The sequence below is a fragment of the Helicobacter sp. MIT 01-3238 genome (assembly GCF_003364135.1).
Lineage (GTDB): Bacteria > Campylobacterota > Campylobacteria > Campylobacterales > Helicobacteraceae > Helicobacter_B.
On record NZ_NXLN01000027.1, the window covers coordinates 19168 to 33620 of the forward strand.

Below are 14453 nucleotides of genomic sequence, written 5' to 3' on the forward strand. Positions count from 1 at the left end.
TTTTTTTTGTATAATGTCAAAATTATTTTTATTTTAAGGAGTAGAAAATGGCAGGATTTCAACCAGCAATCACAATCAATGAGGCAATGCAGAGAATAAGAAATGATGAGTATTTGCTACCAGCGTTTCAAAGAGAATATGTTTGGGAGGGTTGGCAAATTGAGGAGCTTTTTGATTCTTTGATGAGGGGTTATCCTATTAGCTCTATGCTTTTTTGGGAGGTTAGAGATGAGAGTAAAACAGCTTGGAGATTTTATCGTTTTTTAAAGTTTTATAGAGAAAAGCACAATACCCATAATGAATTAGTAGATACAAAACAACACAAGGATTTTAAAGCTGTGTTAGATGGGCAACAACGCTTGACTTCTTTATACATAGCATTATTTGGACATTATGATGAGGGCATAAGAAAGACAAAGTGGCAAAAAGAAAATGATGATAGGTGGTTTTATATTTCTAGTTTGTATTTCAATCTCACTCAAAGCAAAGAACCTGAAAATCCAAATGTGGAATATGAATTTTTGTGGTTAGATAAAAAAGAAACTAACGAGAAAGATATATACATAGAGAAATATGAGGACAAAGATAAACAAAAACACGAACAAAAATGGTTCAAATGCAGTGCTATTTATAGCATAGGCGATATAAATGAGATAATAAATTTCTCTCAAAAAAATAATTTTACAGATAGTGAAAGGAAAAGGTTATGCGATTTTCATACACTTATTTTTAATACAAAAGATGAATCTAAAATCAATTTTTACCTTGAAACAGAGCAAAAACCAGATAAAGCAGTAAATATTTTTATTAGAGTAAATTCAAATGGTGAGCCTTTGGATTACTCTGATATTTTGTTTAGCATTGCTATTGCAAATTGGAAAAATCTTGATGCAAGAACAGAAATAAACAATTTAGTAGATAGAATCAACCAAGATTTTAATATTAGTAAGGATTTAATACTGAAAGGTTTTTTATATTTGTTTCACAATAGTGTTAAATTTCAAATCAATAGTTTTGATAAAAAATTTATAGAATCCATTGAAAATAAGTGGTATATCATTAGAAATTGTTTTGTTGAAACTTTTAGGTTGCTTAGAAGTTTTGGCTTAGAGGCTAAAACTCTATCTACAAATAATGCGATTCTGCCTATTTTGTATTTTATTTATCATAAAAATTTGACGGAACAAATTGTAGATTCTGTATCCCAAGAAAATAACAGAAAAATCATCAAAAGGTGGCTTTTAAGGGTGTTCATTTTAAAACCATTTGGCGGAAGCGGGGATACAGTGTTGGCAAATATGCGTAAAGCATTTGTAAAAGAACTGAAACAAGAACAAGAAAATAAAAAATACTTCGATGAAGATATAGACATCTTTCCACTTGAAAAAATTGAAAAAGAGGCTAAATATAGTCAAGTTATTGATGATGAATTTTTAGTAAATGAAATAATGTGGCGTAGAAAAGATAGTGCGGAAGCGTTTGCTATACTTTCATTTTTGTATCCAAATTTGGATTACAAAAATAATAGTTTTCATAAAGACCATCTACACCCTACAAATTCATATAAAGAATATGAAAAAATTGGTAAGGCAAAAAAATCAAAAGACCAAAATTATAATTATTTAGCTTTTGAAGTATATGATTCACTACCAAATTTGCAAATGTATGACGCAAACAAAAATATGTCTAAGAATGATAAATCACTAGAGCAGTGGGTAAATGAAAATTGTGGCAATGATAGAAAAGGCTTTTTAGAAAAGCATTTAATCCCAGATATAGATTTGTCATTAGAAAATTTTGATGAGTTTTATGAAAAAAGGAAAAAGTTGTTAATCGAAAAATTAAAAGAGATTTTAAACTAAAAGGCACTACTATGAACTCTCCCCGCACTACGCGAATCAATCTCCTTTATGAGCGACTAAAAAGCGCGAATGGCATTAGAATCGGCGATTTGGCGCGTGAGTTTGAGGTTAGCACCAAAACGATTGCGCGTGATTTTAGGGAGTTGCAGAATTTGGGCGCGTATAAAGTCGGGTAGCTTTTGTGCCTTGATAAATCTTGATAAAATGCGGACAAAACGCGCGAATGATGATTTGCAAAGCGATGCAATTAAGCACAAAATCTTTGCTAGCGAAGCAAGCAAAATCAACACTAGCAAAATGTGATAAAATCTAATTTAGTTGCCTTTGTCCTGCAATGTTTGTGGGTGCGTAATAGTGATTGCGCTTAAGCGTGGAATCCACATTGCTATACTTTGCGCTCATTTGACACAAACTAAGCAAGCACAATCCCCCAAAATCACTAAAAATGTCAAATCACTAAAACACTAAAGCAAAATCACAAAAATTGCAGAAACAACCAACCACCAAATCAACGAACAAAACTCACTAAAAACTAAAAGTATAGCGAGCGGTTATGCTATATGGGTGGTGCAAGCTATCTTTTCTAGTGGCAGTTGCTAGATATGTATCAGCACCGACATTATATGGCTCTGTGCGGGATTTATCGATTAGCTTTGTGGGGAGAAATGGCACGCGTGCGACTATCTCTACGCCGTGATTTTTGGCGATATTTGCTCGTAAGCCTACATTTAGCGCGACATCAAAGCTATTTTTGCTTAGCTTCCAGCCGTAGCCATATCCGTCTACAAGTTTTTGATAGTCATTTATGTTTTTTCCTAGCCAGCTTGTCCCGCCAATCCCAAGCCCTACAAACCCACCAAAATCTAGGTTTTCTTGTGCGATGAAGTTCCCTAGAAAATCCACATTTGCGCCGTAGTTTATCATCGTGGCACTTACATTTTTCCACTCGCCTTCAATTTGGCTCGTGCTAAGGGAGGCGTGCATAGCACTTAGGCTCGCATAGTAGCGCAATCCAAGATAGGGGGTAAAAAACTGCTTATACCCCGCGATAATCCCGTATTTTACGCCTCCACCGTTGTATTTGAGGGTGGGTGTGCTTCTAGGAGCTTGTGTCATAGGTCGCTCATCATAGTTGCTTCTATCCTCCACACTAGCCCCACCATATCCCACTTCAGCTCCTAGAAATACGCCGTTTTGTTCAGCTACTGCGCTTGCTGCTAGCGCACTTGCCACCGCCACGCTCAAAAACACTGATTTTGACAAATTTTTCATTGTCGTTTCTCCTTAAGGGGTTTAGATTCGCTTCACGCTTTGCCTCACGGTAGATTTTATGATTTGCAAAAACTTACAAAGCCCAAAATCTAGCCACAAAACAAACAAAAAAGCGTGTGAGAATTCTACCCCCCCCCCTTATTAAAAAATGCTTAAATCTATAAGATTTTTGACATTTTTTGGCAAAAAATATAAAAATTTTTAAAAGCCGTGTTTTTTAGGGATTTTTGTGGTTTTTTAGGGGGTGTTTTGGGCGATATTTTTGTGGAGGTGCTTTTTGGCAGTATTTTTTGGGTGGCGTGCGTTGTGATTGGAAGTGGTGGGGGGGATAAAGCTAGCTGATTTTATTTGCCAAGCGATTTAGGCATAGCGCGTGATTGATTTGCTACATTTTGCCTTGCCATATCGCTTCTATTTGCTCTGCTAGATTTGACAATCTTTTATGCACTTGTGATAATGCTTTGGCTATAATTTGAAAATCAAAAATAGATTTATAAAAACTATGCTAATTTACGCGCAAAATCACATAGCCAAATAAAGCCCAATCGCAAACCTCACATACAAATACACAAGCACAATCAAAGCCTACAAATAGCCAAGATAATGTAAGGTGGTAGCCAAATGGCAAAAAACTTTTTTTATAATGAGATTTATGCCCTAGACTTTACGCTTATGGACAAAAAGGATTCTCTCTATGTCTTGGAGATGCGCAATCACGCGCAAGTCGCGCAATATATGTATTCTAGTCATATCAGCAAGCAGGGGCATACAGACTTCATAAAAGGGCTAAAAAACAACCAAAAATCCGCTTATTGGCTACTAAAAAAAGGGGGCGAGATTTTGGGTGTGGCTTCTCTCTCTCGTATCAATCTCACGCACAAAAACGCCTACATAGGAATCTATAAAAATCCGTTTTTGGACACTTGTGTGCAGACAAAAGTGCTAGCGAAATCTACTTGCACAGAGATTTCTAGCCACTCTAGTGGCGATTCTGCGGGCAATTCTAGTGGCACTTCTAGCGATAGTTCTGCGGGCATTTCTGTGGGTGCGGAGATTTTGGCGACACTAGAGCATATAGCATTTAGCGAGTTTTGCTTGCATTCCTTGCACCTAGAAGTGCTAGAGTCAAACGCAAAAGCGATAAGATTTTATGAAAAAAACGGCTATAAATACGGAGGCAAGCTAGTAGATTTCATTTACCGAAATGAGTTTTATCACAATGCACTGCTTTATAGCAAAATCTCGCCACTTGGTTTTTAGAAGGAATCTAGCAAATGCCACATATCACACAAAATCGCCCCAATAGCCACGCTCCCTCTGCTAGCCCCGCTAATCCAACTAATTCCGCTTGCTCTGCAAACCAAGCAAATCAAGCACTAAAGCCACCCCTGCTAGTTGCAGAGATTTCAGCAAATCATAATCAAAATCTAGCCCTAGCACTAAAAACCATAGAATCAGCCAAAAGAGCGGGTGCGGACTTTGTCAAGCTGCAAACTTACACGCCAGATTCTCTCACCATAGATTCTAGTGCACCCTACTTCCGCATAGATAGTGGCACGGCGTGGGATGGGCAGACGCTATATGAGCTATACAAGCAGGCGTATACGCCTTTTGAATGGCACGAGGAGCTTTTTGCGCACGCTCGTGCTATGGGCATAGGGATATTTAGCTCGCCTTTTTGCGCACGCGGGGTGGAGCTACTAGAGAGGCTAGAGTGCCCAATGTATAAAATCGCTAGTTTTGAAATCACTGATATTGCCCTCATCTCGCTTGTGGCTAGCACGCACAAACCTATCATCATATCCACAGGTATAGCCACTTGCGAGCTTATATTAGACGCACTAGAAGCGTGCGAGAGGGCAGGAAATAGCGACATTACGCTACTTCACTGCGTAAGTGAGTATCCAGCCAAGCTAGAAGAAGCAAATATCCTAGCTATGCCAAATCTTGCTAGATATGGCACAAAGTATGGGCTTAGCGACCACACTATCGGCGTGAGTGATGGCGATAGGGGCTGTGCTGATTTGTGTGCGATACTTGCAGCAAGTCTAGGTGCGAGTATGATAGAAAAGCACTTCATTATCTCGCGCTCTTTGAGCGGGGTGGACTCACACTTCAGTATGGAGGAAGCAGAGTTTGCCACTATGGCAAATCGTGTGAGGGCAGTTAGCGTGGCTATGGGTGGGTCTTTGGCTAAGCAGGATTTTGCAAATAAGGGTAATGATTTTGCCAACACTACAAACAACACAAAAGCCAAAAACAATCCCAAAGTCCACACCATAAACCAAGATGAAATCAAACACTACAAGCCAAAAAGCCCTTTTGCTCGCTCGCTATTTGTCTGTGAGGATATAGCAAAGGGAGAGGTTTTGGATACGCAAAATATCCGCTCTATCCGCCCTAGCGATGGACTGCCACCAAGATATTTGCCTAAGATTTTGGGCGCAAAGGCTACGCGTGATTTGAAAAGAGGAGAGCCACTAAAGATAGGGGATTTTGAGTAGATTTGAGTGGTGGCTTTGGCGAGATTTGGCAGGATTTGATAGATAAGATTTTATAAATAGGGACATAAATATAAGGATTGTAAATAGAATCTAAAAGAAAATTTACATACAATTTTATGGTTTGCAATTTCAGGGCTTGCAATTTCGAGATTTGTGTTTTTAGGGTTTTGCAGTCTTAAAAAAATTCATATTTTTTAAGCCCGAAGTTTTATCCAAAATCTAGCGAGAAATTTTAAGCCATATAAACCAAAAGCGCACAAGCCTTTATAGCCCAGCACTACTAATTCCACAACACCTGCAAAATTTATAAAATTCGCAAAAAAGGAGCAAAATGGACTATCTAAAGATACAAGGCATAGATGAAGCAAATCCTGCCTCCGCGCTAAAAGGCGAAGTCGCCATATCAGGTGCAAAAAATGCTGCTCTACCGCTACTATGCGCTACCCTGCTAGCAAAAAACGAAGTCATCATAGATAATATCCCAAATGTCGCAGATGTAAAGACACTTGCCAAACTTTTGGAGCATTTGGGGTGCAATATGGAGTGGCAGGATTCTCATTGCTTAAAAATCGATGCCCATCACATTATCCACACAAAAGCGATTTATGATATTGTGCGTAAGATGCGTGCTTCTATCCTTGTGCTAGGACCATTGCTAGCGCGTATGAGAATGTGCGAGGTAAGCTTGCCCGGGGGCTGTGCGATAGGGGCTAGACCTGTGGATTTGCACATACTAGCTATGCAAAAAATGGGCGCGGAGATAAATTTAAGCGGTGGGTATATCATCGCAAATGCCAAAAAAGGGCTAAAGGGCACAAAAATCGTGTTTGATAAAATCACCGTTACGGGCTGTGAGAATGTGCTTATGGCAGCGGCACTTGCTAAGGGCAAAACCCAAATCATAAACGCAGCTAGAGAACCAGAGGTAGTCCAGCTCTGCGAAGTGCTAGCAAGTGCTGGCGTGGAGATAGATGGCATAGGAAGCGATGTGCTAGAAGTGAGGGGTGTAGATGGGGAGGCTTTGGAATTAGAGCCTTTTAGCGTTATCCCAGATAGAATCGAAGCGGGGACTTATCTTTGTGCGGGGGCGATTACCAATAGTCATATAAGCATAGCAAAGGCAAATCAAGCCCATCTCCAAGCAGTGCTTGACAAACTAAAAGAAATCGGCTTTGGCATAGAATGTGAGGGAGATAAAATCAGCATTTTACCCGCTAAGCAAATGAGTAGCTTTGAGGTAACTACGGCTGAATTTCCTGCATTTCCTACCGATATGCAGGCACAATTTATGGCACTAGCTACGCAGTGCAGTGGCACAAGCTCGATAGAGGAGAGGCTATTTGAAAATCGCTTTATGCACATAAGCGAGCTAAAGCGACTAGGGGCAAATATCCGCCTAAAAGGCAATACCGCTTTGGTAAAGGGTAGGACAAATCTTGTGGGAGCAGATGTGATGGCGACAGATTTGCGCGCTTCTAGTGCGCTTGTGCTTGCAGGGCTTGTCGCCAAAGGCGAAACTCGCGTGCATAGAATCTATCACCTTGATAGAGGATATGAATCACTAGAATCCAAGCTAAACGCACTAAACGCAGATATAACTAGAGCTAGCGAGTAGATTTGCAAGTAAAGTGAATCTGCAAGTGAGTAAAATTGAAAGTTGAGTAAAATTGATAAAAAAGCTAAATGACATTGCAAAAATAGTGCGAAATCAAATCAAACGCACCAAATTTGCGCACAAAAGCCACAAATAGATTTTAGCATTTAAGAGGTGAAATATGCTTGTAGCAATTTATAGTGTTTTGCTTTTTATCGCACTTGGATATTTTGCCAAGCGAGCGAGAATGCTAGGGAATCGTCAGGGCAATATCTTGCTAGGATTTTTGCTAAATTTCTCCCTGCCAAGCGCAATATTTAAGGGCGTATATCACTCTACGCTTGATGTAGAGCTTATGTTAAGCCTTTTTGGTGCGCTTGCTTGCTCGATTTTGGGTGCTGTTTTGGTGCTGTGTTTGGCTTTGTATGTTTTGCGATTTGGCAAGGAAGTGGCGATTACTATGTCGTTTTTGACTTGCTTGCACAATACCCTATTTCTAGGCGTGCCTATGGTGGAGGGTGCGTTAGGAAGCGAAGCTGCGCACAATGCGATACTCTTTGACCAATTTTGCACGGGACTACCTCTAGCCATACTTACCCCTATCATTATGAGCCTAAGTGGCAAAGGCGTATTTAGCGCGCGCTCTGTGGGGATACGACTTTTTCAAAACCCTCTTTTTCTAGCTATGCTAAGTGGATTTGCACTAAAGGCACTTCCCTTTAGCTTGCCTCAAGAGATTTTCGCGCCGATATATGCGCTAGCAGCGTGTGCTACGCCTGTGGCACTATTTGCCATAGGGGTGCAGCTAAGTTTTGGCGATGTGCGGCTAGAGTGGCAAAAAGCGGGGATAATCCTAGTGGTTTCTATGCTAGTGATTCCTGCGATATATCTATGCTCGCTACATATATTTGGCGTAAATATCAATAGCAATCACAAAATGGCGCTACTAGAATCATCTATGCCACCTCTTATCAGCTCCGCAGCGGTAATCGCCCGCGCAGGGCTAAACAACAAAATCGCCGTAGCAAGTATCGTAATGGGTATATTTTTTAGCGCAATTACCACGCCACTTTGGGTGCATTTATCAGGACTCTAAGCAGGACTCTAAGTGAGTGGGCTTTGTCATTGTAAGTTTTGAAAATCGTGGTTGTCGTCATTGAGAGAATCTGCGTTAGTAGATTCGTGGCAATCCATTTTTGGCTTATGGATTGCTTTAAGTCTCTTCACTTCCTTGCAATCACAAAGCCCCCGTCATTGCAAGCAAAGCGAAGCAATCCATAAAAATGAAATCACGCCCCCTAGCCTCGCTAAAATCCTCAAAGCTACTATTGCGATTTGGCACGAGCTAGCGACTATCTAAACTAGCTATGCCTAAAGATGATTTTGCAGATAATGCTATGATTTTTAGGCATTATGAACCGTGGCTTAGTGTAGGCATTTGTGCTATAAAATCACTAGGCAAACAACCAAAATCCAAAAATTACGCTACAATTTTGCCTAGCTTTTGAGCAAAAATCAAAGACAATAAAATGAGTAAAAAAGACGCAATCAAATCCAAAATCAACACATTAACAGCCGTAATGGTAGTATTTCTCACGGCTTTGCTTGCTGTGGCGGGCTATGCTTTTGTAAATCGCAGAGAGTTTGACTTCGCCGATGGATGTTTCATTGTCGTAGGTGTGAGTGGGTTGATTGGGGTTGTTTGTGGCTGTGCGCTATGGATAAAAAAAGAACTAAAACGATTGGAGAAAAAGAAATGATAGGACTATTTGCTTCAGCTTTTGCGCTTTTTGGTGCGCTTTTTTGCGCGGTTTTTATCGGCAAGGTTTTGACTTCAAAAGAGTAATAACTAAGTCGAAACAAGTCAAAATCAAAATAATCTAAAATAAGGAGAAAAACGATGGGCAAACTTGATGAATTTAAAGATTTTGTTGCTGGGATTCAGCGAGAGAAAGGCTACAAAGCACCGCTAGGATTTGGGATTGCTAGGCTTGAGTATGGGCAAAAAAGTGGCGCGGTGCTAAGTGCGACTTATCCTACGATAAATTGGGGTGGGGAAAATCTAGGTAGCTATGCTGTGCTACTAGAAGCGGCACGCCGCTCAAACCTCATCACAGAGAGTGAAAACGAAGCACTTTATGAGGTAAATGAAGCCTTTATCCACAAGGCTTTGGAGCTGTATGAGCCGTTTTTGAGTGAAGCACTAAACGACCCAAACGCTCACAAAAATATCCAAGTGATTTTAGCTCTACGAGAAGCTATGGCAGAATCTATGTTGCGCGATTCTCGTGGGGTGGAGAAGTTTAGGTTTTGCATAGTGTATAAAGATGTGGAGTGCGAGAGTGTGGAGAGTGCGTATATGAAGCTACTAGCCCTTTCTCTTGGCAAAGCTCCTTTGCGCTCGCTAAACCTAAATGGAATCTTTGGACTACTTAGCAATGTCGCTTGGAGTGGCAATACTCCTTATGAGCTAGAGTATCTGCGCGAAGCTGAAGTGGCTTTGAAGATTCGTGGGGAGTTTCCCTCTATTGACTTTGTGGATAAATTCCCGCGCTATCTTATGCAGGTAGTCCCCCAATACGACAATATCCGCTTGCTAGATTCTGCAAAAACTCGCTTTGGTGCATATCTAGGAAGTGGTGGCTATACGCAAATGCCCGGTGCTAGCTATGTGAATTTCAACGCAGGTGCGCTAGGCGCGTGTATGAATGAGGGTAGAATCAGCTCTAGTGTCATCGTGGGAGAGGGCACAGATGTGGGCGGTGGGGCTAGCATACTAGGTGTGCTTAGCGGTGGCAATAGTGCGCCAATCAGCATTGGCAAAAACTGCTTGCTTGGTGTAAATAGCTCCACAGGGATTTCGCTAGGTGATGGTTGCATCGTAGATGGTGGGATTGCCGTGCTAGCAGGCACAATCTTTAGAATCGACAAAGCCGAAGCAGAAAAAATCGCAGAGGCAAACGAACAAAACGGCGGGTTTAAAATCAATGACAATTCTCTATATAAAGGGCGTGAGCTAAGTGGCAAAAACGGAGTGCATTTCCGTCAAGACTCCAAAAGTGGTGAGATGATAGCCTTTCGCTCCAATCGCAAAATCGAGCTAAACAAAAATCTGCACTAGATTTGAGTAAAAGGGCTAGTGGGATTTGGCTAAGACTATGCAAAATAAGCCAAAATCAAGAAATAAGCAAAAACAACAAGACTTCACACCAAAATTTAAAAAGAGTAGCTTATGATTTTCATTGACGCGTGCTTGAGAAAAGAAACCCCTTATACTCCTGTGTGGCTTATGCGTCAAGCAGGACGCTACCTTAGCGAATACAAAGCCACGCGCACAAAGGCTGGAAGTTTTTTGGAGCTGTGCCAAAGTGTAGAGCTTGCCACAGAGGTAACCCTCCAACCCATAGAAATCCTAAATGTCGATGCGGCAATCATATTTAGTGATATTTTGGTTGTCCCGCTTGCTATGGGACTGCCACTAGAGTTTTTAGCAGGCGAGGGACCGCACTTTTTGCGAACTATAAGGGAATCTAGCGATATAGATTCTCTAAAGGTAGGTGCATACAAAGACTTGGACTATGTCTATGATGCTATCTCTACCACTCGCGTAAAATTGCCAAAAGACAAGGCACTTATAGGGTTTTGTGGCTCGCCTTGGACGCTAGCTACATATATGATAGAGGGGCAGGGTAGCAAGACTTATGCCTTTAGCAAAAAGCTAGCATATCAAAATCCACAGCTACTTCACACACTTCTATCAAGACTTAGTGATGAGCTAGTATCCTACCTAAAGTCCCAAATCCGCGCAGGTGCAAACGCTGTGCAAATCTTTGACTCGTGGGCTGCTGCGCTAGAGCCAAGCGCGTATATGGAGTTTAGCTTCAAATATATGCTAGCCATAGCACGCGAAGTCAAAAAAGAGTATCCAAATACTCCTGTTATGATATTTCCCAAAGGCGTGGGGGGGTTGCTTGAGTATATAGCAGATGAGTGCGCGACAAATGCGGGGTTTGAAGTGTTTGGGGTGGATTGGGGGGTGAGTATGGCTAGGGCAAGGTCGATTTTGGGAGATAGATTTGTGCTGCAGGGCAATCTAGAGCCCTCTCGCCTTTACTCTCGCACTTCTATGGAGGAGGGGGTAGAGGAGATTTTGCGCGTGATGGGCAATCGTGCAGGACATATCTTTAATCTAGGGCACGGAATGTTGCCAGATTTGCCTAGAGAAAATGCCATAGAGCTAGTCAAAATGGTGCAAGAAAAAACCAAACGATAAATACAACTGCTTAAAAACCCCAAAACTTCCCCCAAATCCCACTTAAAATAACCAAACTTAAAAAATGCCAAAATCTACCAAAACCTCCTCCAAATCCCAAAAAGATACCAAGCCACATATCGCTATCCTTGCCACAGGTGGCACTATCGCAGGGCTAGCAGACTTAAGCACCAAAGAGTGCTTAGCAAACCATAGCGATGAGTATAGCGCGGGTGTGCTTAGCATAGATGAGATTTTGGACTCGCTTGCAAAAAATGGCTACAAAAAGCACAAAAAGACAAAAAAATCTCTCCAAAACCTAGCCCGCATATCCACAAAGCAAATCGCAAACATCGATAGCGTGGATATGAGCGATGAGGTGTGGCTAACGCTCGCTAGAGAGATAGAGGCGGTTTTTTCGGGCAAAGTAGATGGCATAGTCATCACTCACGGCACAGATACGCTTGAAGAGAGTGCTTACTTCCTCCACCTAGTGGCAAAAACTCAAAAGCCTATCGTGCTAGTGGGAGCTATGCGTCCTGCAAATGTGCCAAACTCTGATGGGGGCAAAAATCTCTACAATGCCATAGCCCTAGCTGCGCACAAAGACGCAAAAGGTGTGATGATAGCTATGGCGGGGCAAATCCTATCCCCACGCTATGCTAGCAAAGCCCACACCCATAAGCTAAATGCTTTTTGCGCACCTAGCGTGATAGGAAGCGTGCGCAATGGTAAAGTGAAGTTTGCCAAATCGCTAAAGCTCTCAACGCTACCAAATCTAGCCAAAAAATCCACGAATCTATCAAAATCCAAAAAAATCTCTAAGGCATTTTTGCAGCCATTTTTGCAAAATCCCGAGCCATTTTGCGTGCGTGATTGCTTGGCATTGCCAAAGGTGGATATTTTGTATAGTTATAGCAATGACGGAAGTGCGATAGCTGCAAAAGCATTTTTTGCGAGCGGAGCGCAGGGCTTAGTCATCGCAGGCAGTGGGGCGGGCAGTATCCACCAAGCGCACAAAAACGCACTAAAAGAGCTTATCTTACAAGGGGTTGTTGTCGTGGTTAGCTCGCGTATAAACGGTGGGCGCGTGGTGCTAAAAGAAGCCGATAAAAACTCTGGGTTTGTAAGTGCTGGGGAGCTAAACCCACAAAAAGCCCGCGTGCTACTAATGCTCTGTCTAACTCGCACTCGCGACCAAGCCAAAATCCAAGAATATTTTGAAACCTACTAAAATTTTGGCTATTGTTTGCAAACTTTTATATGGCAAAATCTTGCAAAGTTTATTAGGATTTGATTTTGTTTTTTTTGTCTTTTAGATATGCTTCAAATACCGTGTGTATCGTGCTTTTAAGAGTTGGAAAGAAATTTGCTTAGAGCCAAAGTGTGCGCTATCATAAATCAAAAAGAAACAAACAATAGGCAAACAAAAACGAAAATTTGCCGATAAAATATAAAGACTTTTTGACTAAAAGGGCTAGGCACAAAAGCTCTAAACAAAATAAGCAAGAAAGGAGGAGCTAGATGGCTGTCTCAACTATCGGTAACATAACCTATATCAACCAAAATATGCAAACCACCTCTGCTAACCTCGCAAACGCAACACAAAGGGGGGACTTTATCCCCCAAGAGTTTGAGAACAAACTAAAAGAAATCGCAGAAGTGCGCCCCACAGAAACCCTACAAAAAGCTGATGAAAACGGCAAAAACGGCAAGCAAGAGCAAGAAGAAAGAGAATCACAAAAGCCACAGGAGCAAAAAGAGCAGCCCGCTAAAGTGCTAGATTCTCCTAAAAGCAATGCCTTGCTTGATATTACGATTTAGGCTTCGCGTAGATTTTGTGTGGATTAAAATAGACTTTGGGAGCAGATTTTAAGTAAGTTTGATAGATATGTCGCGTATATAGTGTGCTTGTGTCGTGCGCTTGATATGGATTTGCCATATTTAGAAAATTTGGTTTGTGAAATCTAGCTAGATAAGCTACGCGACAAAAATAGCAGAAATGAAAAACAGCAGAATGAAAGGAAGCACTTAGGCTTTGCTCGGCAAAAGCCTAAGTGCGATTGAAGCATACAAGGAGTGAAATTCCTTAGCTAAAATCCTAGCTAAAAAATATCTTAGAAGCTATAAATATAGCGCACGCTGACATTCCAAGGATTGTAGAGTTTGATACTTCCATTTGTGCTAGCAACAGCTGGATTGCCTAGCGTTTTGTCATACACAGTAGTTCCTACAAATGGCACTTTTGCAACCACTTCGATTCCGTGATGCTCTAGGAAGTTTGTGCGGACACCGACATTTACCCACGCATCAAATCCTGTGTAGGCTTTGTTGTCTTTTATGTCATTATTTAGCTGTCCTTGCAAATCGTCTGGAAGCAAACCAAAGTCTGGATTCGCGCCTATTTTCTTCTTTGCAGCATCTATGGCATTTGAAGCAAAAAATGTATTTGCACCTAGCCCAGCACCTACAAATAGCCCTAGATTTGCTTGCTGAAATGCTAGGACATTAAATAGCAAGTCTAGATTCACGCCATAGTTTAGCGCGGTAATAGCTTGGTCTGTGGATAGGCTACTTCCATCGGCTTCTCTTATCATTTCTTCGTTAAGCGTGTGGATATAGTTTAGATTCGCATACGCCCTTAGCCCAAACCAAGAAGTAAAAAACGCCTTGTATCCACCTACGATACCGACATTTACACCATAAGTTTCAAGATTATCTGAAGCAGTTCGGCTTTGGTTAAGCGCAGTTCCTGTTATCTTTGCTTCTTGCTTGCCACCGCTTGCACCTAGCTCTAGACCGATAAATCCAGCACTCTCTTCAGCTACTGCGCTTGCTGCTAGCGCACTTGCCACCGCCACGCTCAAAAACACTGATTTTGACAAATTTTTCATTGTCGTTTCTCCTTAAGGGGTTTAGATTCGCTTCACGCTTTGCCTCACGGTAGATTTTATGATTTGCAAAAACTT

General features: G+C 41.4%; 13 protein-coding genes. 11 read left to right on the top strand and 2 right to left on the bottom strand.

Going from position 1 to position 14453, the window contains the following annotated elements; all coding sequences use genetic code 11:
* Positions 1–47 precede the first annotated feature (47 nt).
* A complete protein-coding gene (locus CQA40_RS08925) occupies positions 48–1862 on the top strand; it encodes a DUF262 domain-containing protein (protein ID WP_115520505.1) in 1815 nt (604 codons plus the stop codon).
* Positions 1863–1873: 11 nt separating this feature from the next.
* A complete protein-coding gene (locus CQA40_RS08930) occupies positions 1874–2038 on the top strand; it encodes a DeoR family transcriptional regulator (RefSeq protein WP_115520506.1) in 165 nt (54 codons plus the stop codon).
* Positions 2039–2387: 349 nt separating this feature from the next.
* Here the strand turns inward: CQA40_RS08930 and CQA40_RS08935 are convergent, their stop codons facing one another.
* Entirely contained in the window at positions 2388–3134 is a 747-nt protein-coding gene (locus CQA40_RS08935) for an outer membrane beta-barrel protein (RefSeq protein ID WP_115520507.1), read from the bottom strand.
* 621 nt (positions 3135–3755) lie between these two features.
* On the opposite strand from CQA40_RS08935, the gene pseH reads away from it, so the two are divergent.
* From pseH to CQA40_RS08980, 9 genes are all read left to right on the top strand, one after another.
* A complete protein-coding gene (pseH, locus tag CQA40_RS08940; RefSeq protein ID WP_115520508.1) occupies positions 3756–4394 on the top strand; it encodes a UDP-4-amino-4,6-dideoxy-N-acetyl-beta-L-altrosamine N-acetyltransferase in 639 nt (212 codons plus the stop codon).
* 14 nt (positions 4395–4408) lie between these two features.
* Complete coding sequence (pseI, locus tag CQA40_RS08945) at positions 4409–5638, top strand: pseudaminic acid synthase (protein WP_115520509.1); 1230 nt, start codon at positions 4409–4411, stop codon at positions 5636–5638.
* A gap of 331 nt (positions 5639–5969) precedes the next feature.
* The gene (gene murA, locus CQA40_RS08950; protein ID WP_115520510.1) at positions 5970–7253 is read left to right on the top strand and encodes a UDP-N-acetylglucosamine 1-carboxyvinyltransferase; all 1284 of its coding nucleotides are present in this window, start codon (positions 5970–5972) and stop codon (positions 7251–7253) included.
* Positions 7254–7413: 160 nt separating this feature from the next.
* Positions 7414–8328 carry an AEC family transporter gene (locus tag CQA40_RS08955; protein WP_115520511.1) on the top strand — a complete coding sequence of 305 codons (915 nt, stop codon included), beginning with the start codon at positions 7414–7416 and terminating at the stop codon, positions 8326–8328.
* A 433-nt stretch (positions 8329–8761) separates the two neighbouring features.
* Positions 8762–8992: a hypothetical protein gene (locus CQA40_RS08960; RefSeq protein WP_115520512.1), complete on the top strand. Its 231-nt coding sequence runs from the start codon at positions 8762–8764 to the stop codon at positions 8990–8992.
* A gap of 140 nt (positions 8993–9132) precedes the next feature.
* On the top strand, positions 9133–10353 hold the full coding sequence (locus tag CQA40_RS08965; RefSeq protein WP_023926784.1) for a 2,3,4,5-tetrahydropyridine-2,6-carboxylate N-succinyltransferase: 1221 nt from the start codon (positions 9133–9135) through the stop codon (positions 10351–10353).
* 111 nt (positions 10354–10464) lie between these two features.
* Positions 10465–11505, top strand: a complete 1041-nt coding sequence (gene hemE / locus CQA40_RS08970) for a uroporphyrinogen decarboxylase (RefSeq protein WP_115520513.1) — start codon at positions 10465–10467, stop codon at positions 11503–11505.
* A gap of 64 nt (positions 11506–11569) precedes the next feature.
* Positions 11570–12718, top strand: coding sequence for an asparaginase (locus tag CQA40_RS08975; RefSeq protein WP_115520514.1), 1149 nt, complete (start codon positions 11570–11572; stop codon positions 12716–12718).
* Between the two features lie 290 nt (positions 12719–13008).
* Positions 13009–13308 carry a hypothetical protein gene (locus CQA40_RS08980; RefSeq protein ID WP_115520515.1) on the top strand — a complete coding sequence of 100 codons (300 nt, stop codon included), beginning with the start codon at positions 13009–13011 and terminating at the stop codon, positions 13306–13308.
* A gap of 293 nt (positions 13309–13601) precedes the next feature.
* Here the strand turns inward: CQA40_RS08980 and CQA40_RS08985 are convergent, their stop codons facing one another.
* A complete protein-coding gene (locus CQA40_RS08985) occupies positions 13602–14378 on the bottom strand; it encodes an outer membrane beta-barrel protein (RefSeq protein WP_115520516.1) in 777 nt (258 codons plus the stop codon).
* Between the last annotated feature and the right edge of the window lie 75 nt (positions 14379–14453).

Bases quoted from the DNA above. Each gene is read 5' to 3' on its own strand.
- CQA40_RS08955 (WP_115520511.1), top strand. From the start codon at position 7,414: ATGCTTGTAGCAATTTATAGTGTTTTGCTTTTTATCGCACTTGGATAT.
- CQA40_RS08985 (WP_115520516.1), bottom strand. From the start codon at position 14,378: ATGAAAAATTTGTCAAAATCAGTGTTTTTGAGCGTGGCGGTGGCAAGT.
- CQA40_RS08935 (WP_115520507.1), bottom strand. From the start codon at position 3,134: ATGAAAAATTTGTCAAAATCAGTGTTTTTGAGCGTGGCGGTGGCAAGT.
- CQA40_RS08930 (WP_115520506.1), top strand. From the start codon at position 1,874: ATGAACTCTCCCCGCACTACGCGAATCAATCTCCTTTATGAGCGACTA.
- CQA40_RS08925 (WP_115520505.1), top strand. From the start codon at position 48: ATGGCAGGATTTCAACCAGCAATCACAATCAATGAGGCAATGCAGAGA.
- hemE (WP_115520513.1), top strand. From the start codon at position 10,465: ATGATTTTCATTGACGCGTGCTTGAGAAAAGAAACCCCTTATACTCCT.
- CQA40_RS08960 (WP_115520512.1), top strand. From the start codon at position 8,762: ATGAGTAAAAAAGACGCAATCAAATCCAAAATCAACACATTAACAGCC.
- murA (WP_115520510.1), top strand. From the start codon at position 5,970: ATGGACTATCTAAAGATACAAGGCATAGATGAAGCAAATCCTGCCTCC.
- CQA40_RS08980 (WP_115520515.1), top strand. From the start codon at position 13,009: ATGGCTGTCTCAACTATCGGTAACATAACCTATATCAACCAAAATATG.
- CQA40_RS08965 (WP_023926784.1), top strand. From the start codon at position 9,133: ATGGGCAAACTTGATGAATTTAAAGATTTTGTTGCTGGGATTCAGCGA.
- CQA40_RS08975 (WP_115520514.1), top strand. From the start codon at position 11,570: ATGCCAAAATCTACCAAAACCTCCTCCAAATCCCAAAAAGATACCAAG.
- pseH (WP_115520508.1), top strand. From the start codon at position 3,756: ATGGCAAAAAACTTTTTTTATAATGAGATTTATGCCCTAGACTTTACG.
- pseI (WP_115520509.1), top strand. From the start codon at position 4,409: ATGCCACATATCACACAAAATCGCCCCAATAGCCACGCTCCCTCTGCT.